This is a genomic window from Micromonospora sp. NPDC005215, from assembly GCF_040607915.1.
GTDB lineage: Bacteria > Actinomycetota > Actinomycetes > Mycobacteriales > Micromonosporaceae > Micromonospora.
In genome coordinates this window covers 23586-48438 of sequence record NZ_JBEXHQ010000028.1, presented here as the reverse complement: position 1 = coordinate 48438, position 24853 = coordinate 23586, and the positions used below count along the sequence as shown (strand labels likewise).

The following is a 24853-nucleotide window of genomic DNA, read 5'->3' as shown; positions in this document are numbered from 1 at the left end:
CTCGCGGGTTAACCGCGCCCTCTGCTCCCGTGAATGCCGAGCACCGCGCAGGCAAACACTTCCGGCCCCGCCGTAACGGGCCTGACCTGGTCGGATCGGGCCGCTACAGTGACCGCGCGAGTGACCCGGCAGCCCTGTCCGCGGCCGGTTCCGCGTTCACCCGACATCCGCATCGGCTCGGTGCGAGCGGGTCACCCCACGCGTCACCGGCGGGCCGACGCGCCCGGCCGGTCCACGCGGGACCGGTCCGGCCGGCAGTTCTGGAGGCGTTGATGGCATCCGGTAGCGACGTGATCGAACGGCCGGCGGTGCTGGCGCGGACGCCGGACTCCACAGCCGCGCGGCGCTGGCTGGTGCCGCTGCTGCTTGTCGTCGGTTGGGTGCTCAGCGTCGCCTGGCGGATGTGGCTGTCCCGGCACATCGTGCTGCCGATCGCGCACACCGACGAGGACAGCTACCTGAACACCGCCCGCGCGCTGGCCGGCGGACCGGGCGGGTTCAGCAGTGAGAACGACCTGCTGCGCCGGGTCGGCTACCCGATGCTGATTTCGCCGGCGTTCCTCGGGGACCGGGATTTCAGCGACAGCTACCGGATCGTCCAGCTGATCAACGCGATGGCGAACTCGACGCTGTTGCCGCTGGCGTACCTGCTCGGTCGCCGCCTGCTCCGGCTGCGCCGGTCGTACGCGCTGCTCGGCGCGGTAGCGGCGGCGACCCTGCCGGCCACCGCCTTCTACGCGGGCATCGCCATGATCGACACGGTGATGGCCCCGCTGGTCGTCGCCTGGCTGCTGGCCGTGCACCGCTGGATCGAACGACCCGGCCCGCGCGCCGCCGCCACCGTCGGCCTGCTGGTCGGCGGGTTCCACCTGCTGCACTCGCGTGGCCTGGTGATCGTGGCGGTGCACGCCGGGTTGGTCCTGCTGCTGTTCGTCCGCCGCCGGATCAGCCCGCCCGCGGTGCTCGCGGCGCTGCTGCCGGTGCTCGCCATGGCGCTCGTCAACGCCGCCGTCATCCGCTACCTCGGCGACCGGGTCTACCTGCTCGGCAGCACCCCCGGCGGCGGCACGGTCGAGGCGGTCGCCTCCGTCCAGGGTGTGGTCCGCGTCGGCGCGGGCGTCGCCACCCAGCTCTGGTACCTCGTGGTGATCACGTTCGGGATGGCGGGAGTGGCCTGGGCCGCCGCCGTGCGCGAACTGTGGCGTCCACGCCACGGCGACGCCGCCCGCTGGACGATGGGCGTGGCGCTGGTGGTGACGGTCGGGGTGGCCGGCGGGGCGTCGGTGATCCTGGCCGGCATCACCGGCAAGCCGCTGGACGCGATCTACGGCCGCTACGTGCAGATGCTGGCGCCGTTCTGGCTGCTGGTCGGGCTCGGGGTGCTGTTCACCGCCGGCCACCGGGTGGTGCTGCGCCGGGCGGCCGTCGCGGTCGCCCTGCTGGTCGGCGGCGGCGCCCTGATCGCCGTCCGACTCGCGTACGTGGCCAGCCAGGGCCACCGGTTGCGCTACGGCGGTTTCAGCGCGCCGGACCTGGTGGCGTTGACCGGGGGCTGGCGGGAGATGCGCCCGGTGCTCGGGTCACTTGTCGGGATCGGCGGCTGCCTGCTGCTCGTCGCCGCCGCGCTGCTGCCCCGACTGCGGTTGCCGATGCTCGGCCTGCTCGTCGTGGCCAACCTCGTGACCATGCAGGTGATCGAGCACCGCATCGTGCGGCCGGCCGTCGCGAGCACCGCCCCGACGCCCCGGGTGGCCGACGTCGGCGTACGCCCCGGCGAGCGGGTCTGGGCCTCCACCGGGGTGCACTACGTCCTGCGGTTCAACCTGAGCCACCAGGTGACCTGGACCGACGTCCGGTGGTTCGGCGAGCAGCCGCCGGCCGCCGCGCAGGTGGTGTTCGCCCGCTGGGCGCCCGGCCAGCCGGACGACTGGGACGGCGCCGCGTACGGCTTCGTCCGGCTCGGCGGCAACCCGGTGCAGCACTGGGCCGCCTGGCGGCGGGCCTGACACCGCTTTTCGTGAACGGCGGATGTCCACCGGGAACACCACCGGTTAATGATTCAGGTCCATTCCCCGAATGGGTACGACAATCAGCGCTGGCGGCGGTCCACCCGAGCCAGGGAAATCGGGATGACGGTGATTTCCCGACCGTCGGACAGCTCCTGCCTCGGGGTGCCCTCGACGAATCGGAAACGCCGGTTCATCTGTCGTACGACGGTATTGTGACCGAGCACCTCACCGTCGAGCCGGTCCAGGTGCAGCCCGTCGAACGCGTACTCGACGGCCTCCCGCATGACGCCCAGCCAGGCGGGCAGCGTCTCGCCCCGCCCGGCCAGCCCGTCGGCGTCGAGATAGAAGCCCCACGCCCCGGTACGAGGGCCGTCGAACCGCAGGTCGAAGAAGGTGACCACGCCGCAGGGCTGGTCGTCGCGGACGTACACCAGAACCCGCCGGGACGGATCGTCGCGGACCGCCGACCACCACCGGGCGTGCTCGCCGGCGGTGATTTCGTGGCTGTTCTTGCTGACCTGACGGTTGGTTTCCTGATTACGCCAGGACAACATCAGGTGAACGTCGTCCGCCGTCGCTTCGCGCAGCACGTGCGTCTCGCTTTCCTAGCTGTTCACGTCCGGTCCGGGCACCTTACCCGGGCCCACCGGGAAAGCAGATATGCATTCGTTGGGTTGTAGACTGCGCCGCATGAACGAATTGAGTCGCGCGCAGATCCGCGACCTCATGGCTCAGGTGCTGAAGAACCAGGACAAGGAGCTGCCCGCGGACGACGCGGCGCAGTTGCGGGAGATCGGGTTCCGGTCGCTCGACTTCTCCGAGTTGGCCCTGCGGGTGGAGGACGAGACGGGGGAGGAGCTCAACTTCGACGCCCCCGGCCTGCGCCGCATCGCCACCGTCGGAGACGTCCTCGACTTCCTCGTCGAGCTTCAGCACCAGTGACCGTCGCGACGGCGCGCGACCGCACACCCGCACCCCGGGAGCCGGCGGGCGCCGACAACCGGATCGTCGTCGGTGGCACCGCGCTGACCTGGCGGGCACTGCCGACGCCGACGCTGCCCAACCCGGCCGCGGTGCTCGCCCACCGCGCCGTGCACGCGCTCACCGCCGCTCGGCAGCACGCCGTGCACGGCACCGAGCTGCTGCTCAGCACCGCGAGTCGGGTCGACGCCGCGATGCGGACGGAGTTGCTGGCGGCCGGGTTCACCGTCAGCGTCCTCGACGACGACGGAACGCATCCGAGCGTGCCGGCCCGACCCCGATCCGCCGAGCCCGGCCGGCTGTGGCTGCTGACCTCGGGCTCGACGGGGCGTCCCAAGCGGGTCGGGCACACCCTCGACACGCTGACCACCGTGCGGGCCGGGCAGCCCGACCGGACCTGGCTCTGCCCGTACGCGCCCGGCACGTACGCCTGGTGGCAGGTGGTCACCCTGTCGCTGACCCAGCCCGGCCAGCACCTCGTGGTGGTCGAGCCCGACGAGCTGGACGACTGGCCCACAATCGCTGCCGCGTACGGGGTCGACGCCGCCTCCGGCACACCGACCTTCTGGCGACGCACCCTCTACCGCGACGCCGCCGCGCTGGCCCGGGTGCCGCTGCGCCAGATCACCCTCGGCGGTGAGCCGGTGGACCAGGCGATCCTGGACCAGCTCCGGGAGGTGTTCCCCACGGCCCGGATCTCCTGGATCTACGCCTCGTCGGAGGTGGGGGCGTCCATTGTGGTGCACGACGGGCGGGCCGGCTTCCCGGTCGACTGGCTGGACCGGGAAACCCCGGGCCGACCGACGCTCTCCGTGCGCGACGACGAGCTGGTGGTCACCTCCCCGCACCACGGTGCCGGGCTGTCCGGCCCGATCCGCACCGGGGACCGGGCGCAGGTGCTCGACGACCGGGTGCTGATCACCGGCCGCCTCGACTCCGACGAGATCAACGTCGGCGGCAGCAAGGTCTCCGCCGGGGTGGTCCGCGGTGTGCTGGCCGGGCATCCGGCGGTGGCCTGGGCCCGGGTGACCGGCCGCCGTGCCCCGGTGCTCGGCCGGATGGTGGTCGCCGAGGTGGTCCTCACCCCCACCGACCCGTCCGACCGCGCCGTGCCCGACGAGGCCGCGCTGGTCCGCTGGTGCGCCGACCGGCTTCCCGAGCACGCGGTGCCCCGCCGGATCCGCGTGCTGACCGAGATTCCCGTCAAGGAGACCCTGAAGAGCGATGTCTGATCCCGCCGTCACCCCGCTCGTTCCGCCCAGCACCGTGATCCTCGTCTCCGGCGGTTCCCGGGGGCTGGGCCTGGCCATCGTCACCGACCTGCTCGACGCGGGCGTACGGGTGGCGGCGTTCGCCCGCACCGTCACGCCGGAGTTGGCGAAGCTCGCCGCCGAGCACCCCGACCGGGTACACGTCGGCTCGGTGGACGTCACCGACCTGCGGGCCGCGCAGAGCTTCGTCCGCGAGGTGGAGCAACGCCTCGGCCCGATCGACGGCATCGTCAACAACGCCGCCGTCGGGCAGGACTCGCTGCACGTGCACACCGCCACCGACGACATCGCCCGGATCATCGAGACCAACCTGACCGCCCCGTTGCAGCTGACCCGGCTGGTGGTCCGCCGGATGCTCGGCAAGGGCATGCGCGGGCGGATCGTCAACATCACCTCGATCTGCGGGCAGCGCGGTTTCCCGGGTCTGGTCGCGTACTCGGCCACCAAGGGCGGCATGGACGCCGCCACCCGCTCGCTCGCCCGGGAGTTGGGCGGCCGGATGCTTGTCAACTCGGTCGCTCCCGGCTTCTTCGCCTCGGAGATGTCCGCAGTGCTCGGCCCGACCCAGCTCGAGCAGATCGTGCGCCGCACGCCGACCGGTCACCTGACCGAGCCGGCGGAGGTCACGCCGGTGGTCCGGATGCTGCTGCGGGAGCACACAAACATCAACGGCCAGGTGATCGTGGTGGACGGTGCCGCGTCCATCTGACCCGGCCCGGCTGGTCCGGCCCCGCCCGGTGCCGGTGCTGCTCGCCGCCGCCGAGCAGCACCTGCGGATCGGCGTACCCGCGGACCTGACCGACGCGGTGACCCGCAGTCACCTCGACGACGGACGCTGCGTCGGCTGGTACGGACCCCGGACGCCCGGGTGGCGGGTGGCCATCGACGCGGAACGCGCGGACGCCCCGGTGCCCACGGCGTTGGCCCGCCGGTTCGGGGTGGCGGACTTCTGGGCGCGGTGGACCCGCGCCGAGTGCTGTTGCAAGCTGGCCGACGTGCCGGTGGCGGCCTGGTGGCGGCTCCACGGCCTGAGTACGCCGGCCGACGGATCAGCGCTCTGGCGAACCCTGCGGGTGGCCGACCTGGTGGTCACCGTCGGCGTCGCCCCCGCGCCTGGCGGTGTCTCCGCCCCTGGCGGTGTTTTCGCGCCCGGCGGTGTTTTCGCACCCGGCGTCGTGCCGGCGCAGCGGACGGGCCGTGTCTGGGCGCGGCTCGGTGTCCTCGACAACCTGTAGAGCTGCCCCACAGTTGGGGCAGCCGCGCACCGTCGGAACGCGGAGCCGGCGGTGTGCCGCGACAGGAGCACCGGCCCCTGCCCAACCTCGTGCCGGGTAATCACAGGTTGTTGGCGCCGCTGTCAGGGCGTTGGAGATCGGCTCCTTGGTCGCCGGTCTGTTGTGGTTCGTTGCGATCCTCGCGGCCGAGGGCTGCAACGGCAGGTACGCAGCGGCCCTCAACCAGCTCATCCTGCGCTACACGTGTCTGGTCGTTGGCCCATACGTCGGTATGCAGCGGTCTCGGCGGCCTGCTCAGATGGCGTGAATTGCGACTGAAGCATCGGCCACAGTTCGTCGAATGTCTATGTTCGAATGGCTGTGGGGTGACCTCAGCGGAGTTCGCCCTTCGTCAGTCGGTGCCCCGCGGATAGCTGTCGTGTGTCGGGCGCCGCGAGGGTTGCGAGCTTGTAGGCGTGGACACGGGGAGGTCCGGCGCGGTGGCTGAGTTTCCGGCGCATGTGTTCAAGATGGATGGTGATCCGTCGGCGATTCGGTCGTCGGCGGGGCGGTGGGAGGGTTTTGGTTCGGCGGCGTCGCAGGCGGCGGCGCAGATTACGGGTTTGGACACGAGTCAGTTCGTGGGTCCGGAGGGGGATTTGTTCCGGGAGGGGCTGAGTGCCCAGATGCCGGGGCATTTGCGGGTGACGGGTGATGCGTTTGGTCGGGTGTCGGCGGGGTTGGTGGCGTTTGCGGGGTCGTTGTCGTCGTTGCAGGATCGGATGCGTCCGTTGGCGCAGCGTGCGCCGGGTTTGTGGGCGGCGTTGCAGGCCGCGCGGGGGCGGTCCGATCGGGCGGCGCAGGCGGATGAGCGTCATGAGCAGGAGGTGGCCGATCGGCCGGTGCAGGAGGCTGCGGCGGCGGAGCCGGACCCGTACCGCTCGGATGCCGGGGCGGCGGGTGCGGCGTTGTCGCAGGCCCAGCGGGACTGGGATGAGTGTGTGGCGCAGGCGGGGGTGTTGCGGGGTGAGTTGGCCACGGCGGTGCGTGATTGCGTGCGGGTGGTCAGTGACGCCAGGGGTTTGCGGTTCAAGGAGAATCCGAAGTGGTGGGATCTGAAGGGTCAGTTCACCAACTTCGTGCGGGACAATCAGGAGTTGTTGGCGCAGCTGTCGGGCGCGTTGAAGATCGTTTCTTTGGTCGCGGGGTTGTTGTCGTTCATTCCGATCCTCGCGCCGATCATGGGGCCGATCGCGATCGCCGCTGGTGCGGCGGCTCTGCTGATCGATGCCTCGCTGTATGCGGCGACGGGTAAGGGCAGTCTGACCAGTCTGTTGATCGATACGGTGTTGACGGTTGTGCCTATCGGGCGGCTCGCGGCGCTCGGCAGGCCGGTCTTGGCCTTGGCCAAGCGGGGGTTGCCGGCTTTGGCTCGGGGGTTGACGAAGGCGCGGGCGGCGCTGCCGAGTTTGCCGCGGCCGAGCATTCCGCTGGGGTTGCGTAAGTGTGCGGGTGATCCGATCGACGTGGCCAGCGGTGAGGTGGTGCTCGCTCAGACCGACGCCGCGTTGCCGGGCCTGCTGCCGCTGGTGCTGAGCCGTAGTTATGTGTCGTCGTACCGGGTGGGCCGGTGGTTTGGGCCGTCCTGGGCGTCCACCCTCGATCAGCGGATCGAGGTCGACGACGAGGGGGTCTGTTTCGTCGCCGAGGACGGCATGGTCCTTACCTACCCGACGCCCGTGAGCGGCGAAGCCCATACCTTGCCGGCGACGGGTCCCCGCTGGCCGCTCACGTCGACGGATGACGGATACCGGGTCGAGCAGCCCGAGACCGGCCTGGCGCTGCACTTCCAGGCGGTGCCGGACCAGCCCGAGCCGGCGGGCGAGGGCGATCCCGTCCAGGTGTTGCCGCTGGTTGCCGTCAGTGACCGTAACGGTCATCGGATTGATCTGGACTGGTCCGACGGGGTGGTTACCGAGATTCGGCACAGTGGTGGGTATCGGATCGCGGTGGACACGCTGCATGGTCAGGTGGCGGCGTTGAGCCTGTTGGACGCGGAGCCCTGCGGTGACGCCCGGACGCTGGTGCGGTTCGGCTATGACGAGGGTGGTCGCCTCGCCGAGGTGATCAACGCGTCGGGTCGTGCGTTGCGGTTCGCCTATGACGGCGAGGGTCGGTTGGTCCGCTGGTTGGACCGTAACGAGCAGGAGTACCGCTACAGCTACGACGAGCAGGGCCGCTGTGTGGCCGCGACCGGTTCCGGCGGATACCTGTCCGCGCGGTTGTACTACGACCCGGCCGCGCGGAAGACCGCGGTGGGCGACTCGCTCGGCCACACCACCATCTACGAGCTGACCGAACGCGGTCAGACGCAACGGGTTACCGACCCGATGGGCCATGCCACGGCCTTCACCTGGGACCGGTTCGATCGGAAGCTGTCCGAGACCGATGCTCTCGGGCGGATCACTCGTTGGTCCTACGATGACGACGGCAATCTGGTCGAGGTCACCCGCCCGGACGGCAGCCGGGCGACGGCCGCGTACAACGAGCTGCGTAAGCCGGTCGTGGTCACCGACGTCGATGGTGCACTCTGGCGGCGCGAGTACGACGAGCGCGGCAACCTGACCGTGATCACCGACCCGATCGGCGCGGCCACCCACTACCGCTACGACGCGGTCGGCCACCTCGTGCAGGTGACCGACGCCCTCGGCAACACCCTGCTGGTGACCACCGACCCGGCCGGGCTGATCAGCCAGCTCACCGAGCCCACCGGCGCGGTGACGACCTACCGGCGGGACTCGGCCGGACGCGTTGCCGAGGTGATCGACCCGCTCGGCAGCACCACCCATCTGGGCTGGACCGTCGAGGGGCGGATCGCCTGGCGACGTACCCCGGACGGGGCGAGCGAGGAGTGGACCTACGACCCGGAAGGCAACCTGGTCACCCACACCGACCAGACCGGGGCAACGACCGAGTTCGAGATCGGGCCCTTCGACCTGCCGGTGGCGCGCACGGGGCCAGACGGTTCCCGGCTCGCCTTCGCCTATGACGGCGAACTGCGCCTCACCACTGTCACCAACCCGCAAGGGCTCGTCTGGCGCTACGACTACGACCCTGCCGGGCGACTCGTCGCCGAAACCGACTTCAACGGCGGGATCCAGACCTACACGTACGACCCCGCCGGCCAGCTCGTGGCCCGCACCAACGGTGCCGGGCAGACCATCGAGCTGGACCACGACCAGCTCGGCAACGTCGTGGAGAAGCGCAGCGCCGAGGGGACCACCACCTTCGGGTACGACCTGGCCGGTCGGCTGCTGCACGCCACCTCACCCGAGGTCGAGCTCCGCTTCGACCGCGACCCGCGTGGTCAGGTGCTCGCCGAGATCCGCGACGGTCAGACCGTCACCTCGTCTTACGACGCGCTCGGCCGCCGGTTGCGCCGACGCACCCCGACAGGGGTCGACAGCTCCTGGGAGTACGACGCCGGCCACCGTCCCCTGGCCCTGCACACCGCAGGCACCACGGTCAGCTTCACCCACGACACGGCCGGCCGGGAGACCCAGCGGAAGGTCGGCAGGCTCGCCCTGACCCAGAGCTGGGACGCCAATCACCGGCTGCTTTCCCAGATCGTCACCGCGAGTCCGGTGGGGCCGGCAGCAGCGCCGGATCTGGTCGCGCACCGGGCGTACCAGTATCGTGCCGACGGCTACCTGACCAACATCGCCGACCACCTCACCGGTGAGCGCCGGCTGGAGCTGGACCGGGCTGGTCGGGTCACCGCCGTGCGCGCCGCGGACTGGACCGAGCGGTACGCCTACGACGGGGCCGGTAACGTGGCCAGCGCCGCGTGGCCCGGTTCTGATGGTGACGGCGCGGCTCGGGGCGAGCGTGAGTACACCGGCACGCTGATCCGCCGTGCTGGCACCGTGCGCTACGAACATGACGCCGCTGGCCGGGTCACGCTGCGGCAGCGCAAGGAGCGCTCGACCAAGCCGTCGACCTGGCGCTACACCTGGGACAGCGAGGACCGGCTGGTCGCCGTCACCACTCCGGACGGCACCCGCTGGCGCTACCGGTACGACGCGCTCGGCCGGCGGGTCGCCAAGCAACGCCTCGACGCCGACGGTGGCGTGGTCGAGCAGGTCGACTTCGCGTGGGACGGCCCACACCTGATCGAGCAAACCCACCGCGGGCCATCCGGCGACAGGACCAGCACCTGGGAGTACGCCCCCGGCACCTTCACCCCGATCGCCCAGACCGACGGTGTAGCCGTCCAGGACGAGGTGGACCGCCGTTTCTACGCGATCGTGACCGACCTGGTCGGCACACCCACCGAACTGGTCAGCCCGGACGGCGACGTCGCCTGGCACCAGCGCACCACCATCTGGGGCTCCCCGACCCACGTCAGTGCCACGGGCACGGACTGTCCGCTGCGCTTTCCCGGCCAGATCCACGACCCGGAAACCGGCGCCTCCTACAACCACCACCGCTACTACGACCCGGCTACCGGCCGATACCAGTCCCCTGACCCGCTCGGACTCGTTCCGGCCGCGAATCCCTATGCCTATGTCGACAATCCCACTGATCTCATCGACCCATTCGGTCTCGCACCGTGCGTCCCGTCCGGCCAGGCCGGCCGGAATGGTGCACTGAAGCAGGCGAAGCGTGATCTGGGTATTCCGCGATCGCAACATCCGGACGCGGTCAATCGAGTGCCGATGACGGACAAGTGGGGTAGGCGGATTCTGGACGAGAACAACCGGCCGATCATCACCCGCGAATACGTCTACACCAGGCCGGACGGCAGTAAGGTGGTCATCCAGGACCACGCTGCTGGTCATCAATTCGAGGGTGGGGTCGGCAACCAGGGGCCACATTTCAACGTCCGGCCACCGGAGAACACGAGAACGGGACACGTTCCGGGAACCACGGACCACTATCCTTTTGTGAGGTAGCGCCAGTGCCCACTTGGTTGGATCTAGTTCACGACCCGCGCGGTGTCCGCGCCATCTACGGGGCGAATGATTCGCCTTCGCTGGAGAAGATCCTGTTACACGAGGTTGTGCTCCAGCGGGACGGCCCGTCGGCAGTCCTGCGATTCGACCTCCTAGAGTTCCCGCCGAGTGCGCCGAAAAAATGGCGTGCCCAAGGCTTCAACGTCGTGCAGATCAGCCTGATGATGATCGGCGTCAAGGATCTCTCCCTGACGGGCTGGAACCACCGCGGTTGGGCCAGCATGGAGTTGGTTGCACAGGATGAATCTCTGATGCTGGGCGTCCTGTGGGGGTCGGTCCGTATCCAGATACAGGCGGACGCAGCGGCCGTGACATCGATATCGGCTTACGCCGGCGACCTGTCCCTCGAATAATCCGCGGGAACATTGCCAATCGGATCGCCGGGCATGTTTCGGGTGCTGTTGCGTGCTCGTCTCGCCGACGCGACGCAGGGGCCTCCGGCACGGTCATGAGGTGCGCGCCGTGCGGTGGTTGGGGTCAGTCAGGCTGACCCGGCCAGCCACACCGTCAGATCAGGTCCCAGCTCAGCGGAGTGCCGCGCGGGACGTCGGTGGCGAAGGTGCGGCCCAGCACCCGGTCGATCTCCACGGGCGGCAGCCCGCCGGCCGGTCGGATCGACCGGACATTGTGGCTTGTCACCTGGTCACCGGCGCGCACGTCCTCGACCACAAAGAGCGAACGGCGGAACCGCAGCCCCTCCCGCTCGGCCGGGGTCGGGCCGATCGCGGTGCCACCCAATGCCGCGTACGCCCGGCCGGACTCGGCGACCAGCGCCGTCAGCTCCGCCGGGTTCAGCGAGAAGTCCGAGTCCACGCCGCCGTCGGCCCGGTCCAGGGTGACGTGCTTCTCGATGAAACAGGCACCGAGCGCCACCGAGGCGACCGCCACCCCGATGCCGGGCGTGTGGTCGGAGAGCCCCACCGGCACGTCGAACGCGCCCGCCAGCACCGGCAGCCGGCGCAGGTTGCTGTCGGCCGGCGGCGCCGGGTAGGACGCGGTGCAGGCCAGCAGGACGATGCCCGCCGCGCCGCCGGCACGGGCGGTGCGCACCGCGGCGTCGATCTCGGCGACCGTCGCCATCCCCGTGGAGATCACCATCGGCTTGCCGGTGCTGGCCACGAGCCGGATCAGCGGCAGGTCGACCAGCTCCGAAGAAGCGATCTTGTACGCCGGCGCGTCCAGCGACTCCAACAGCTGCACGGCGGTCGCGTCGAACGGTGACGAGAAGACGGTCAGCCCACGCTCGCGGGCCCGCTCGAAGATCGGGGCGTGCCACTCGTACGGGGTGTGCGCCCGCTCGTAGAGGCGGTACAGGTTCTCCCCACCCCACAACTCGTGCCCGCTGGAAATCCGGAACGCCGGGGTGTCGACGTCGATCGTGATCGTGTCCGGCCGGTACGTCTGGAGCTTCAGCGCGTGCGCCCCGCTCTCGGCCACCGCGTCGACGATGGCCAGCGCCCGGTGCAGATCACCGTTGTGGTTGCCGGACATCTCGGCCACCACGAACGGTCGCTCCCCGGCACCGACCAGGTGCGGTCCAATCTTGATTGTCGCCGTCATTCCGACCCCTGCTCCGGTATGCCCGCACCCGCGTGCGGTGGTGCTGTTGTCGTCGTCCACCCGGCGGGCGGACGACCTGAAAAAACAGTGCGCCGGGAGTCGATCCGGCTCCCGGCGTGGTGTGCGGTGAGCACGGTCACGGCAGCCGGCCCCCGGCCAACGCGCCGCCCCGCATCGTCGAGACGTCCGCCCCTCGACCCGGGTCCTCGTCGGCGTTCGCCGGACCGCCTGCGGCGCCGACGCCACCCGCCGGGGCGCTGCGGCGCAGGCGACCGGCGACCCGGTGCGCCTGGCGCAGCGCCGAGTACGCCAGCCAGTCACCACGCCCGACGAGGCGGTGCTTGAGCCCGGTCACCCCGACGGGCAGCGGGTAGCCGCCGGTGGGCAGGTACCGGCGGTAGTGCTCGGCGGCCCGGTGGAAGAAGTCCCGCCGCAGGTGCGGGTGCAGCCGGTCGTCGTTGCCCACCACCACCAGGTAGTGGCTGATCATCAGCTGGAACAGTTCGGCCTGCAACCGCTCGTCCGGGTGCCTGCGGGCGACCCAGTCCAGCAGGCGCTCGTACTGGGCGAAGGCGTCGAAGTGTCGGCCACTGCGGGTGGAGGTGATCGCACCGTGCCGGCCCTGCCGGTACAGGTAGCAGACCCGGTTCAGCACTGAGATCTTCTCCGCGCCGATCAGCAGCGGATGGCTGAACGGGATGTCCTCGTACCAGCCGGGGAAGAACCGCAGCTCCAACTGGTCCAGGAAGTCCCGGCGGACCACCTTGTTCCAGGCGGTGTGCTGCACCCGCAGCAGCTGCGGCTGGTCGTCCAGGCGGGTCACGCCGGCAATTCCACGCAGCAGGTAACTGCTCGCGTCGACCTCCCGCCGGCCGTCCTCGTGCACCCGCAGGTGGTCCAGCATCAGCACGTCGGGCTGGTGCTGGCGCAGCCGGTCCAGCACCGCCGGGATCGTGCCCGGCGGCACCCAGTCGTCGCTGTCGATGAACCAGACGTACCGGCCGGCGGCCACGTCGAGCCCGGCGTTGCGGGCCAGGCCCAGGCCCACATTGCTGCTCAGGTGCACGACGCGGACCCGGTCGTGGCCGGCGGCGTACGAGCGGAGCATGTCGCCGCAGCCGTCCGGGGAGGCGTCGTCGACGGCGATCAACTCGACCGCGTCCACCTCGCCGGCCGGGATGTCGGCCCGGATCGACTCGAGGCACTGGTACAGGTACGCCTCGACGCCGTACACGGGCACGACGATGCTCAGCAGCGGTGCGTGCGTCGGCTCATTGACCACGCCCGCCACCTTCGACGACCCGGGTGGCCGGCCCCGGAACCGCACGTGGCCGCCGATGGTGGAGTCGCTGAACTCCCGCCCAGCGGAAGGTTAACGCCGGCCGGCGGTCGCCTTCCCCAACCCCGGGGACGGCGGGCCCGCGACGGGTGGGACACGTCCGGTTCACCCGGGAGTGACCCGGTAGGGTGCCCCGGGTGCGGCCCTGCCGGGTCGTCGCGGGCGTCGCCGTCGCGCCGTCCACGCCGCGCCGAGGAGGATACGAACGTGCTGGTGACCCTGCCAAGCCTCGGTATCCCCGCATGACGAGCACCGCCGCGGCGTCAACTGTCCGGCCCGCCCCCGCACCGCCCCGGCTGCCCTCGCTGACCGGGCTGCGCTGGATCGCCGCGCTGCTGGTCTTCGGGTTCCACGCGGGCACCATGCGGATCATCGCCGAGCCGGACTACAAGGCCGTGGTCGACAAGCTGTTCAGCCTCGGCCTGTCCGGGGTGCAGTTCTTCTTCATCCTCAGCGGGTTCGTGCTGGTCTGGTCGGCCCGGACGGGCGACTCCCGGCGCACCTTCTGGCGGCGACGGGTTGCCAAGATCTACCCCAACCACCTGGTGTTGTGGGGGGCGACGTTGCTTGTCGCCTGGTGGTTCGCCGACCCGGTCCTGCCGGCCGCCGCGCTGGAGAACCTGCTGTTGTTGCAGGCCTGGGACCCCCGGCCGGGCTGGTTCTACAGCATCAACACGGTGAGCTGGTCGCTCTCCTGCGAGTTCTTCTTCTACCTCTGCCTGCCGCTGGTGCTGCCGCTGCTGCGCCGGGCCCGGCCGAAGCTGCTCTGGGCGCTGATCGCCGCCATGCCACTGCTGATCCTCGCGCTCTGGCCGGCCCAGCACCTGGTGCCGGAGGTGAGCCGGTGGTGGTTCACCCAGGTCTTCCCGCCGGTCCGGTCGCTGGAGTTCTGGTTGGGCGCGGTCGCGGCCGAGTTGATGCGCCGGGATCTCTGGCGCGGCCCCGGGCTGACCTGGGCCAGCGTCATCTTCGTGGGCATCTGGGCGGCAGCCGCGCAGTGGATTCCCGCCGAGCTGTGGACCACGCTGCTCGCGGTCGCGTACCTGCTGGTGATCACCGCCGCCGCCGACGCGGACGTGCGGGACCGGCGCTCGCCGTGGCGGTCCCGGCCGCTGGTCTGGCTCGGCGAGGTCTCCTTCGCCTTCTACCTGGTCCACGTGCTGGTGATGACGAGCGTGCTGCGCTTCAGCGGCGACTGGGGGACCGGCTTCGAGGGGTGGCGCGGCCCGGCCGTGGTGCTCGGTTTCCTGCTGGTGACCCTGCTCCTCGCCGGGCTGCTGCATCGCTACGTCGAAACCCCGATGATGCGCCGCCTCGCGCCGCGCCGTCCGGCCCGATCGGCGTCCGTCCCCGGACAACGTACGGCCGGAACCCGGGCCACCGGCAACACCACCCCGGAGACCGGCGGCGCCGGGACCCGAACCGAGACCGGCGGGCCCGACCAGCCCGGCAGCCGATCAACGTACGCGGACACGCGCTGACACCGTCCACCCTGGTCAACGGGGTCGGCGCGGCGCGCGCCGACACGCCCGTGGTCGATGCGCCCGGGTCGGCACGACGGTAGCGTGGGGACGTGCTTCCGGTCGCGCTCACCTGTCCGCTGTGGTGGGTGGCGCGCTGGGCGACCCGGGTGCTGACCAGCCTCGCCGTCGTCGCGGCCCTGGCGCTCGGCGCCGGCCCAACGTCGGCCGCCGTGCCAACGTCGACCCCGACCGCCGCGCCAAGCTTGAGCGCCGCGTCGACCCTGAGCGCCGCGTCGAGTGCGGTTGCCGCCGAGGAGGCACTCCCAGCCTGGTCGGTCGACGCGCAACCGGCGCTCCCCGACGGCCAGGGCGCCATCGCGACCGGCGTGCTGCCGGCGCGCGCGGCCGGGTCCGACCGGCTGCCCCTCGTCGACGGCCCCCGCAGCCGGGCACCCCGAGGTCCACCCGGGCGCTGAGCCACCGGGACAAGCGTCCCGTCGCCGCGCCCTGTCGACCCACCAGCTCCGCACCCCGCCGATCCGTGGCCCGCCGTGGCCAGGTGGCCGGTGGGGCTCCCCGTCGCTCTGCTTTCTCCGCGAGGTGTCGACCATGGAGACCGCCGTCTTCTACCAGTTCGTAACCGAGGTACCGCAGGCCGCTGCCATCTGGTCGGCTCTGCTCCTGCTGGCGCTTGGCGTACTCGCCGTGCTGGTCGCCCGGCCCGAACGGGACCGGCCCACCGGCGACCCGTCCCCGGCCGTACCGACCGCGCGCGAGGTGGCCGCCGCCGAGATCGTCGACCTGCGCCGGTACGCCGAGGAGGTGGCTGTCGCCGCAGCCGGCGCGGCCAGGACGGCCCAACGGCGACGCGATGCCTGGCTGATCAGTCAGGAAGCGGTGGAACGCGCCTGGGCGCGGTACGACGAGGCGGACACCGCCGCACGCCGTTTCGCGGGGTCCGGGGCGCTGCCCACCCCGGACACCCCCCGCACCCCCGCCGAGTACGCCGCCCGGGAGCGCTACCTGCACCGCGCGGCGACGGCGGCGTACTGGCGGGGCGACCTGACCATGGCGCAGCTCAGCGACGTGTTCGGGCACCGGCGCGGCTGGGATCCCCGGCGGCACCCGGTCGAGCAGGAAGCGCTGCTCAGCCGGTCGATCCGGGACGCGAGACGGGTCGACCACCAGGCCGCCGCCGCCGCGGAGCGGGCCGCCTGGAGGGCTGCGGAACTGTCCGCCGAGTCGGCGCGCATCCTTGCCGGCGAGGCGTGGGCGGCAGCGGCCCGGCTGCGGCCGAGCCGGGCGCCGGCCCGCCGGCTGGTGCGCGGGGCGGCCCGTCCCGCCGTCGTGGCACGCTGGCGCCCCGCCCGTGCGGGTTGACTCCGATCCGTTATGTGAGCCCGGTCACCGCATTCCAGAATCGGGCGTCCGGCACGTTCGGCTCGATTCTTCCCGGAATTGTGACCCCACTGTCGGCGACCTGTCCGGTTGTCGCCCACAGGCGTCACCGTAACCGCTTGTCCCATCGAGTCACATCATCGGCAGAACGCGCAGAAATTGCCGCGCCGATTCGGGTTTACGCAGGTGAACCTGGCTTGGCAGGGTGTGAACGGGCCAGTAGTGTCGTCCCGTCCGGTGCGGTAACCGATCGCAAGAGGCGACGCCGCGCCGACCCGCTCAATCGTGATGAACGAACCGGGGACCCATCAGCAAGTCCGGGGTGAATCCGCGAGCCACGGCCCGCGGTAGGGCGATCTTCCCGCCCGAATCCGTCAGCTAACCCGGTAGGCGGTGTCGGAAGGAGTTCCATCCTCGTGCAGCACCTCTCCACCCCTCGGCTGTTCCCTCGCCTCCACGGCGCAGCGGTGCCCCCGCTCATCCGTCCAGTGACGGTGAGCTGACCCCCCGGGTCATCGCCTAACCGCCCGGTCACGCCGGGCGTTTCCCTGAGCGGTTCACCATCCGCGGACCATCGTCCGCGCGCTGGCGCCTGCCCGGATACCGGTCCGGCCCCGGTGTGCCGCTCTCCCCCCGATCCGTGGAGGACCCCGTGAAGCACACACTGCAGCGTCAGCTCCGCCGCATGGCGACCGAGCGCCCGTACCAGATCATCGCCGCCTCCACCGCGGCCCTCGTGATCGCCGCCACCACCGGCACCCTGCTCACCACCGCCGACGACGCGCCGGCCGGCCAGCGCACCGCGACCACTGTCGCCGAGATGCGCAGCGACGTCGCCGCCGCCAACGACGCGTCTCCCCTGGCCAGCGCCGCGCCGACCAGCGCCGCCCCGACCGCCGCCCCGGCCACCAGCGCCGCGGCGCCCGCCGCCAAGGCCAGCAGCAACCCGGACCTGACCCGCAAGCCGGAGCGGCCGAAGCCGCCGGCGACCAAGGTGCTCGACTACGAGTACGAGGCGCAGAACACCTACTACAACTGCGGTCCGGCGGCCACCCGCAACGCGCTCAGCGCCACCGGGATCGACCGTACGCAGGAGGAGCTCGGCGCCGAGCTGGGCACCACCGAGATGGGCACCAACTCGGCCGAGGACACCACCCGGGTGCTCAACGCCGAGGTGAAGGGCTCCCCGTACCGGACCCGGATGTTCGTCGGCGCGCCCAGCCGGGCGCAGATGGACCGCCTCCAGGCCGACGTCGTCAAGGCCATCACCGACGGCCGTGGCGTGGTCGCCAACGTCGTCGGAGACGCCACCGACACCGACGGCGGCGGGCACTCCTACGGCGGCGGGCACTACATCGCCGTCGTGGGTTACAAGGACAACGGCCGCACGGTGCGGATCGCCGACTCGGCGAACCCGGCCGACCCGTCGTACTGGATCACCACCATCGACCTGGCCAACTGGATCGCCAGCCGGGGCTACTCCGCCTGACCCAGGCGCGCTGGACCGCCACGGGCGCCGTCCCCCACGAGGGGCCGGCGCCCGTGGCGTCTTCCACGCCGGCCCCGGGTACGCCCCCGTCGACGACTCTCGTACCGGGCCGTGAACCGTGGGAGACTGCGGCCGTGGTGGATGAATCGGGTGGTCACGCCGGTCGAAGGCCGGTCCTGCTGCTGTTGCACGGGATGGGCGCGACAGGTGACGTCTGGTTGCCCTGGGCGCCGCATCTGGAACGACACTGGCCCGGGCGGTGGCTGGCACCGGACCTCGCCGGTCACGGCTGGGCGTCGCCACTGCCGTCGTACTCGTTCGCCGGCTTCGCCCAGCGAATCGCGCAGGCCCTCGCCCCCGACGACCGGCTCGTCGTGCTCGGGCACTCGCTGGGTGGCGTGGTCGGCCTCGCGTTGGCCGCGCGCGACGCCGGGATGCCGGTGGACGCGGTGGTCGGGTTGGGCATCAAGGCGCTCTGGTCACCCACCGAGCTGGAGCGCGCAGCCGAGCTCGCCGCCCGCCCGGTGAGCTGGTTCGCCAGCCGCACCGAGGCGGCCCGTCGCTACCTGCGCGTCTCCGGGCTGACCGGCCTGCTCCCGCCGGACCATCCGGTGGTGGACGCCGGCCTTCGTCAGGTCGACGGCCGCTGGCGTCTGGCCATGGACCCGACCGCGTTCGCCGTCGGCGAGCCCGACCTGGCCGCGCTGCTCGCGGCCACCGACGTGCCGGTGGTGCTGGCGCGCGGCGAGCACGACCCGATGGTCACCGACGAACAGCTCAAGGAGTACGGCGTACCGGTCGCCACGCTGCCCGGTCTCGGGCACAACGCGCACGTGGAGGACCCGGCGGCGGTGCTGGCCCTGCTCGACCCGTACCGCTGAGCTTTGTGTAGCGCGTTCGGGGCAGGAATATCGGTCGTACCACGGCCTCGTCGCCGCGCTTGGCCCGGCTGGCCTGACGGTGGCCCGTACCGATCCCGATGGCGCCCGCCGCGGGGTGAACGTCGACCTGACGCTGCCACCGTCGCCGGCCCAGCCCTGGCGCGGGCTGTGGTCGGCGGTCGGAGGTGACCGTCGGTCACCTCCGTGGGGGCGGATGCGGTAGTGAGCGGTATACCTCTGAGTCATATCTATACCTCTGCGGTATATCGCTCACCAGCACATCGAGATGGCGGGCAGCCCCTGGCGTGGGCCGACAGCCGGGTCAGGCCAGGGGGGAGAGCTGCGGAGCGCGCTCGGCCGCAGGGTCCTCCGTCGCCGCCAACTCCCGGCGGGCGGCGGTCAGGAACCCCTCGGCGTACGACTCGGCGGGGAAGTCGCCCAGGTAGCGGCGGCGGGTGGCCCAGCGCTCCGCGGCCAGCGGGTCGGTGTCCAGCAGCCCGGTCAACACCTCGTCCACGTTGGACAGGTCCCGCCGCAGCACGTAACCCGACGCGGCCAGCGGGAACCGCTCGGCGAACCGGTCGCCCTCGTCGCCCATGTCGGTCACCGCGTACGGCTTGCTGGAGTAGAGGTAGTCCGAGATCACCCCGGACACGTCGGAGACCAGCGCGTCCGACCGGTTCACGCACTCGGTCAGGCTCAGCTCGCGGGCGGTGGCACCGACGACGTGCTGGCGTCCGCTGCGGGCCCGATCGGCGACGAGCAACTCGGTCAGTCGGCCCAGTTGGCGGGCCGAGGCCGGGTTCTGTGTCGTGTACGGGTGCGCCCGCAGGATCACTGTCGCGCCGCGCTCCAGCAGTCGGCGCAGCAGACCCTCGGCCACCGGCAGCGAGCAGTAGTCGGCGTCGGCGTGATGCCCGGTCCACGTCGGGGTGTAGAGCACCGTCGGGTGCGCCAACCCCCGGGCCGGCTCGGGGCGTACCTCGATCGACTCGACCTGCGGGCGGCCGACCACCACGAACTTGTCCGCCGGGATCTGCACCCCGGCGCGGGCGTACCTGTCGATCGCGGCCGGGCCGGCCACGAAGATCCGGTCGAAGATCCCGGACACCGGGTTGGCGCTCGGCGCCTTGTCGCTGTCGCCGTGGTGCAACTGCACGTGGGTGAGCTGGGTGAAGCGGACGCAGTGGCTGTTCTTCGCCCCGTGGTTGACGTAGAACGCCGCCCGCAGGCTCGGCACCAGCGCCTCGTCCATCGTCCGCAGGGTGGGGCAGTAGACCACCGGCGCGTCGGTGGCCGCGGCGATCGGGGCCAGGAACTCCGGCTCGCGCAGCACGACCAGGAACGGCCGGCCGATCCGTTCCAAATACGGCAGCCACATGGTGACCTGGTATTCCGAGCCGGGCGGCGCGGAGAAGTAGAGCAGGAACTCCGGCTGGTGCCGGCGCAGCGCCCGAGCCACCGGCCCGCCACCGGCTCCCGGCCGGAACCGTCGCCGGGCCAGGTCCAGGGCGACCACGCCGGTGCCCGCGCCGACCAGCAGACTCGCGGCCAACGCCACGCCGGCCGGCAGGGTGAGCGCGGCGGCGAGCGCCAGGACGGCGAGCAGCCCGAGCAGGGCGGTGCCGAGCCGGTCGGCGATCAGCGGCGTCCAGGCGCGGACCGGCAGGTTGGCCGTGCGGATCTCCAGGTTGCCGGCGGTGCGCAGGGGCCCCACCAGCAGCACCAACCCCAGCAGGACCAGAGCGGTGGCGACCAGCGTGAGGTCGAGCCCGTCGTCCAGCCGCCGGGAGTAACCGACAAGGATCGCGGCGGCGATCAGCGTCGTCTCCGCGACGAGGTCGGCGTTGGGCCGGATCCGTTGCTCGGCGGCCGAGGCGGCCAGCGCGGCGGCGGCCAGCGCCAGCCCCCAGCCGGTGGCGCCGGTGAGCGCCAGCACGACAAAGGCCAGCACTGCCAATCCGGTGCTCAGGCACCGGGCGGCCAGCTTTCGGACCAGGTCGCCGCGCATGTTGCTCCGTTCGTGGTTCCGCCGCCGGTCGGTGTCAGTTCGTCGACGCCGCGCCGGCCGGTGCCGCGACCTGACTGGGCCCGGTCTGGGCCGGCACGCTCGGCGTGGGCCCGTCGCCCGGTGCCCGGCGTACGTCGATGACCTGGCCGGTCAGGTCGGAGATCAGCACGTCCAGTGACGACTGGGCGACGGCCTCGGCGGCGAGCAGGGTGTGCTCCGGCTCCTCGCCGAAGGCCCGCGTGCGCATCGGCGTGGCGGTCCGTTCCGGGTTGATGCAGTTGACGCGCACGCCGACGTCGGCCCACTCGTCGGCGAGCGCCTGGGTGAGGTTGACCAGGGCCGCCTTGGTGGCCGAGTAGAGCGCGTAGCGGGCCCGCCCCCGGGTGTAGGAGCTGGACGTGTAGAGCAGCAGTTGGCCCTTGGTCTGCTGGAGGTAGGGCAGCGCCTGACGGGCGATGGTCACCGGGCCGACGAAGTTGACCTGGAGCAGTCGGTCCATCGTCTCCTCGTCCATCTCGGCGAGGGCGCCCTTCTCCAGGATGCCGGCGGTGACCACCACGTGGTCGATCCGGCCGGTGGCCTCGAAGGCGGTCGTCAGCGCGGCCTCGACGTCGGCGGCCCGCTCCACGTGGGTGCCGGTGCTGGAACGGCTGAACGGGAAGACCTGGGCGCCGTAGCGCCGCGCCAGCTCGGTCAGCTCGTGGCCGATGCCGTAGCTGCCGCCGAACACCACGATGGTGCGGCCGGTCAGCTCCTCGCTGTAGCTGCGGTGGTCGGTCAGCCGGGGCGCCTGCGCCGCGGCGAGCTGGAAGAGCTTGTCCGCCAGGTGTACGTCGACCGGGTGGGTGACCTTGATGTTCTCGTCCGAGCCGTCGATCACCTTGATCGGGGTGCCGGGCAGGTAGCGCAGCACCACGCCGCAGTCGTCGGTGGCGGCGAAGTCCGTGTCGTCCTCGGCGATCCGGTACGCCTCCCGGATGGTGGGGGAGCGGAACGCCTGCGGGGTCTGCCCGCGGCGCAGCCGGGAGCGCACCGGGATGTCGGTGATGCAGTCGTTGTCGTCCACCTGGATGATCGTGTCCGCGGACGGGATGGCCACGTCCACGGCGTCGTAGGTCCACAGCGCGTTGACGCACTCGCGGACGATCCGCCCGCTGAGCAGTGGGCGTACCGCGTCGTGGAAGAGGATGTTGCAGTCCTGCGGGCCGACCGCGTCCAGGGCGATCCGGGTGGTGGCGTTGCGGGTGTCACCGCCCTCGATCACCTTGGTGACCTTGCGCAGACCGGCCTTCTCGACGATCTGCCGGGCGTCGTCGAGGTGACCGGTCGCCATCAGCACGATGATCTCGTCGATCTCCGGTGCCGCCTCGAAGACCGCCAGGGTGTGCTCGATGATCGGCTTGCCGGCGATCTTCAGCAGCTGCTTGGGGATGCCGAGGCCCAGCCGCGTCCCGGTGCCTCCGGCCAGAACCACGGCCACCGTCCGCGAGGGCCGCCACGGCGTCGGGGTCTCCGCTTCGGCGTCCGGGCCAGTGGTCTGGTCCTGCGTCATTGCCGGATCCTCACTCTCAGGGATGCGTTAACGGAAGGTTCCGCCCGAGCGGCGACGGAATGAACCTTAACGCGCGGACCGCGCCGCCCCAACGCGGGCGACGCGGTCCATGGCGCCGTGTCGATGCCGGCTGTTCGCCGGCGATCTACTTGCTGTTCGCGTACGCCTCGTAGGCCCGGATGACCTCGTCGGTGGGCCCGTCCATCCGCAGCACGCCCGATTCCAACCAGATCGTCCGCTCGCAGGTGTCCCGTACGGAGGAGAGCTGGTGGCTGACGAGGAACACCGTGCCCGCGCCCTCCCGCAGCTCCCGCACCCGCTGCTCGCTGCGCTTGCGGAAGCCCTTGTCACCGGTGGCGAGCGCCTCGTCGATGAGCAGCACGTCGTGCTTCTTCGCGGCGGCGATGGAGAACCGCAGCCGGGCCGCCATGCCGGAGGAGTACGTCCGCATCGGCAGGCTGGCGAAGTCGCCCCGCTCGTTGATCCCGGAGAATTCGATGATCCCGGCGGCCTGTTTGGCCACGTCGTCGGGGTCCATGCCCATGGCCAGGCAACCGAGGGTGACGTTGCGCTCGCCGGAGAGGTCGTTGAGCAGGGCGGCGTTCACGCCCAGCAGCGATGGTTGCCCCTGGGTGTGGATCGCGCCCCGGTTGACCGGCAGCAGGCCGGCGATGGCCCGCAGGATGGTGGATTTGCCGGAGCCGTTGCTGCCGATCAGCCCGATCGCCTCGCCCCGGTACGCGGTGAAGGAGACGCCCTTGACCGCGTGCACCTCCCGGATGTTCGGGGCGTTGGTGCGCCTGACCAGCCGGCGCAGCGCGGCCACCGGCGTGGTGCCACCGCCAGCGCCCTGGTGCACCCGGTAGATGATGTGCGCGTCGTCCACGACCACTGTCGGGATGCGCTCCTGCGTCGACGTCATCGTCGCGGTCGCCTCGGTGGGGGCCTCGAACTGCTCAACCACGGCCGTACTCCTGTTCGCCGCGCCAGAAGTAGATGAAACCGCCCAGGCCGGCGAGCAGTGCCCACCCGCCGCCGACCAGCCAGAGCTGGGCCAGCGACTCGTTGAGCAGCGGTGCTTCCTCCAGCAGGGTGTACCGCGCAAGCTCGATGTAGACGAGCAGCGGGTTGTACTGAACCAGCGTCGTCGCCCAGCTCGGCAGCCGCTCGAAGAGGCTGACGCTGTAGAGGACGCCGGAGCCGTACATCCAGGTGCGCATGATGAACGGCATGACCTGCTTCAGGTCGCTCGACTTGCTGCCCAACCGGGCCACCACGAGCACGACGCCGGCGTTGAACACCGCCTGGAGGAACAGGGCCGGCACCAGCAGCAGCCACTCCAGCGTGATCGGTTCCCCGGTGACCAGCACGATGCCGATCAGCACCACCATCGACGCCAGCAGTTGCTGGAACTGCGTCAACGTCGTGGACAGTGGCAGGCTGGCACGGGGAAAGTGCAGCGCCCGGATCAGCCCCAGGTTGCTGCTGATCGCCTGGGTGCCGGCCAGGACCGCGCTCTGGGTGAAGTTGAAGATGAACAGCCCGGTGGTGAGGTAGGCGATGTAGTTCGGCATGTCGTTCTGCGCCAGCACCACCCCGAAGATCAGGTAGTAGACCGCCGCGTTGGTCAGCGGGGTGAGCACCTGCCAGAGCTGGCCCAGCTTGGCGTTGCTGTACGAGGCGACCAGCTTGGCGTTGGCGTACGCGGCGATGAAGTGCCGGTAGGCCCACAATTGGCGGCTGTACTCGACGAGGGTCGGTCGCTCACCGGCGACCCGTAGCCCGTGCCGAGCGGCCAGCTGCGCCTGGGTCAGGCCCGTGTCGGGGTCGACCAGCGCGGTGGTGGCCATGGAAATGGCGCTCCGATCTTTCGTGCAGACGGGTGGCTCGCGACGATGGAATCCTAGTGGGAGATGTGCGCGGGGCGCCGCCTCGTCGCTGCGTGGACAGTAGTCCGAAACACGTCGGGACGCAACCGTATCGTCGTTGCGCTACCCTGGGCAGCGTGACCTGCGATAAGAGTCCCTGGTGACGACCGAGAAGAGGCGCGCCCCGGCCGGTGCGGCAGTGCTCCGTGGGGAGATCACCACGGCCATCCGGCGTGCGCTGATGCAGGAGCTCGCCGCGGTCGGCTACGGCCGGCTCTCCATCGAGGCGGTGGCGCGTCGCGCCGGTGTCAGCAAGACGGCGATCTACCGGCGCTGGAACTCCAAGCTCGACCTGGTGGTGGAGATCGTCGCCGCGGCGGCCCACGGCAAGCTGCCGGCCCTGGACACCGGCACCCTGCGCGGTGACCTCGCCCTGCTGTTCCAGGCGGTGGCACGGGCGCTGCGCCACCCGCTGGCGTCGCAGATCATCCCGGACCTGCTGGCCGAGGCGGCGCGCAACCCCAGCATCGACGCGACCCTGCGTCAGGTGCTGCACGCCCGTCAGCAGGAGATCGGCGGTCGCCTGGTCACCCGCGCCGTGCAGCGCGGCGAACTACCCGCCGACACCGACCCGGACGCGGCGATCGACCTCATCGTGGGCCCGCTCTACTGGCGGCTGGCCATCGCCCGCCTCCCGCTCACCGACAGCTACCTCGACAAACTTGTCGAATCAGTGGCCGCCGGGCTCGGCGCCGACAGCGCCCTGCCCCGTCCCCGAGCAGCCCCGATATCGGGTTGACCA

Annotated in this window: 20 protein-coding genes and 1 riboswitch; of the genes, 13 read left to right on the top strand and 7 right to left on the bottom strand. The window is 71.2% G+C overall.

Annotated elements, in window-relative coordinates:
* Positions 1-272: 272 nt before the first annotated feature.
* Positions 273-2006 (top strand): glycosyltransferase family 39 protein, encoded by a 1734-nt coding sequence (locus tag ABZU25_RS21150; RefSeq protein WP_355031067.1) that lies wholly within the window; start codon positions 273-275, stop codon positions 2004-2006.
* 83 nt (positions 2007-2089) lie between these two features.
* Here the strand turns inward: ABZU25_RS21150 and ABZU25_RS21145 are convergent, their stop codons facing one another.
* Positions 2090-2599, bottom strand: coding sequence for a GNAT family N-acetyltransferase (locus tag ABZU25_RS21145; RefSeq protein ID WP_355031066.1), 510 nt, complete (start codon positions 2597-2599; stop codon positions 2090-2092).
* 100 nt (positions 2600-2699) lie between these two features.
* On the opposite strand from ABZU25_RS21145, the gene ABZU25_RS21140 reads away from it, so the two are divergent.
* From ABZU25_RS21140 to ABZU25_RS21115, 6 genes are all read left to right on the top strand, one after another.
* Entirely contained in the window at positions 2700-2951 is a 252-nt protein-coding gene (locus ABZU25_RS21140; RefSeq protein ID WP_091401397.1) for an acyl carrier protein, read from the top strand.
* A complete protein-coding gene (locus tag ABZU25_RS21135; RefSeq protein WP_355031065.1) occupies positions 2948-4222 on the top strand; it encodes an AMP-binding protein in 1275 nt (424 codons plus the stop codon). Before ABZU25_RS21140 ends, ABZU25_RS21135 begins: the two co-directional genes overlap by 4 nt.
* Positions 4215-4970 (top strand): SDR family NAD(P)-dependent oxidoreductase, encoded by a 756-nt coding sequence (locus ABZU25_RS21130; RefSeq protein WP_355031064.1) that lies wholly within the window; start codon positions 4215-4217, stop codon positions 4968-4970. The genes ABZU25_RS21135 and ABZU25_RS21130 overlap by 8 nt, the downstream gene beginning before the upstream one ends.
* The gene (locus tag ABZU25_RS21125; RefSeq protein WP_355031063.1) at positions 4954-5496 is read left to right on the top strand and encodes a hypothetical protein; all 543 of its coding nucleotides are present in this window, start codon (positions 4954-4956) and stop codon (positions 5494-5496) included. Before ABZU25_RS21130 ends, ABZU25_RS21125 begins: the two co-directional genes overlap by 17 nt.
* Positions 5497-6266: 770 nt before the next feature.
* A complete protein-coding gene (locus ABZU25_RS21120) occupies positions 6267-10430 on the top strand; it encodes an HNH/endonuclease VII fold putative polymorphic toxin (RefSeq protein WP_355031062.1) in 4164 nt (1387 codons plus the stop codon).
* Between the two features lie 5 nt (positions 10431-10435).
* Entirely contained in the window at positions 10436-10843 is a 408-nt protein-coding gene (locus ABZU25_RS21115; protein ID WP_355031061.1) for an Imm50 family immunity protein, read from the top strand.
* Between the two features lie 154 nt (positions 10844-10997).
* On the opposite strand, the gene pseI is transcribed toward ABZU25_RS21115, so the two are convergent.
* Together pseI and ABZU25_RS21105 are read right to left on the bottom strand one after the other, a co-directional pair.
* Complete coding sequence (pseI, locus tag ABZU25_RS21110; RefSeq protein ID WP_355031060.1) at positions 10998-12050, bottom strand: pseudaminic acid synthase; 1053 nt, start codon at positions 12048-12050, stop codon at positions 10998-11000.
* A 136-nt stretch (positions 12051-12186) separates the two neighbouring features.
* Positions 12187-13332 (bottom strand): glycosyltransferase, encoded by a 1146-nt coding sequence (locus ABZU25_RS21105; protein ID WP_355031059.1) that lies wholly within the window; start codon positions 13330-13332, stop codon positions 12187-12189.
* Positions 13333-13631: 299 nt separating this feature from the next.
* Here ABZU25_RS21105 and ABZU25_RS21100 point away from each other — a divergent pair, with 299 nt between their 5' ends.
* From ABZU25_RS21100 to ABZU25_RS21080, 5 genes are all read left to right on the top strand, one after another.
* Positions 13632-14870 carry an acyltransferase gene (locus tag ABZU25_RS21100; protein WP_355031058.1) on the top strand — a complete coding sequence of 413 codons (1239 nt, stop codon included), beginning with the start codon at positions 13632-13634 and terminating at the stop codon, positions 14868-14870.
* A 92-nt stretch (positions 14871-14962) separates the two neighbouring features.
* Entirely contained in the window at positions 14963-15328 is a 366-nt protein-coding gene (locus tag ABZU25_RS21095) for a hypothetical protein (RefSeq protein ID WP_355031057.1), read from the top strand.
* 133 nt (positions 15329-15461) lie between these two features.
* Positions 15462-16232, top strand: coding sequence for a hypothetical protein (locus ABZU25_RS21090; RefSeq protein WP_355031056.1), 771 nt, complete (start codon positions 15462-15464; stop codon positions 16230-16232).
* Positions 16233-16516: 284 nt separating this feature from the next.
* A riboswitch (cyclic di-AMP (ydaO/yuaA leader) is annotated at positions 16517-16658 on the top strand.
* 232 nt (positions 16659-16890) lie between these two features.
* Positions 16891-17739, top strand: coding sequence for a C39 family peptidase (locus ABZU25_RS21085; RefSeq protein ID WP_355031055.1), 849 nt, complete (start codon positions 16891-16893; stop codon positions 17737-17739).
* A 134-nt stretch (positions 17740-17873) separates the two neighbouring features.
* Complete coding sequence (locus ABZU25_RS21080; RefSeq protein WP_355031054.1) at positions 17874-18620, top strand: alpha/beta fold hydrolase; 747 nt, start codon at positions 17874-17876, stop codon at positions 18618-18620.
* A 322-nt stretch (positions 18621-18942) separates the two neighbouring features.
* Here ABZU25_RS21080 and ABZU25_RS21075 read toward each other — a convergent pair whose 3' ends face one another.
* The 4 genes from ABZU25_RS21075 to ABZU25_RS21060 all read right to left on the bottom strand — a co-directional run bounded on the left by ABZU25_RS21075 (position 18943) and on the right by ABZU25_RS21060 (position 24033).
* Positions 18943-20631 (bottom strand): CDP-glycerol glycerophosphotransferase family protein, encoded by a 1689-nt coding sequence (locus tag ABZU25_RS21075; protein ID WP_355031053.1) that lies wholly within the window; start codon positions 20629-20631, stop codon positions 18943-18945.
* 34 nt (positions 20632-20665) lie between these two features.
* Complete coding sequence (locus tag ABZU25_RS21070) at positions 20666-22183, bottom strand: bifunctional cytidylyltransferase/SDR family oxidoreductase (protein WP_355031052.1); 1518 nt, start codon at positions 22181-22183, stop codon at positions 20666-20668.
* Between the two features lie 145 nt (positions 22184-22328).
* Complete coding sequence (locus tag ABZU25_RS21065) at positions 22329-23105, bottom strand: ABC transporter ATP-binding protein (RefSeq protein WP_355031114.1); 777 nt, start codon at positions 23103-23105, stop codon at positions 22329-22331.
* Positions 23106-23139: 34 nt separating this feature from the next.
* Positions 23140-24033, bottom strand: a complete 894-nt coding sequence (locus ABZU25_RS21060) for an ABC transporter permease (protein ID WP_355031051.1) — start codon at positions 24031-24033, stop codon at positions 23140-23142.
* 217 nt (positions 24034-24250) lie between these two features.
* Between ABZU25_RS21060 and ABZU25_RS21055 the strand changes: the two genes are divergently transcribed.
* Positions 24251-24850, top strand: coding sequence for a TetR/AcrR family transcriptional regulator (locus tag ABZU25_RS21055; protein WP_355031113.1), 600 nt, complete (start codon positions 24251-24253; stop codon positions 24848-24850).
* Positions 24851-24853: the final 3 nt, after the last annotated feature.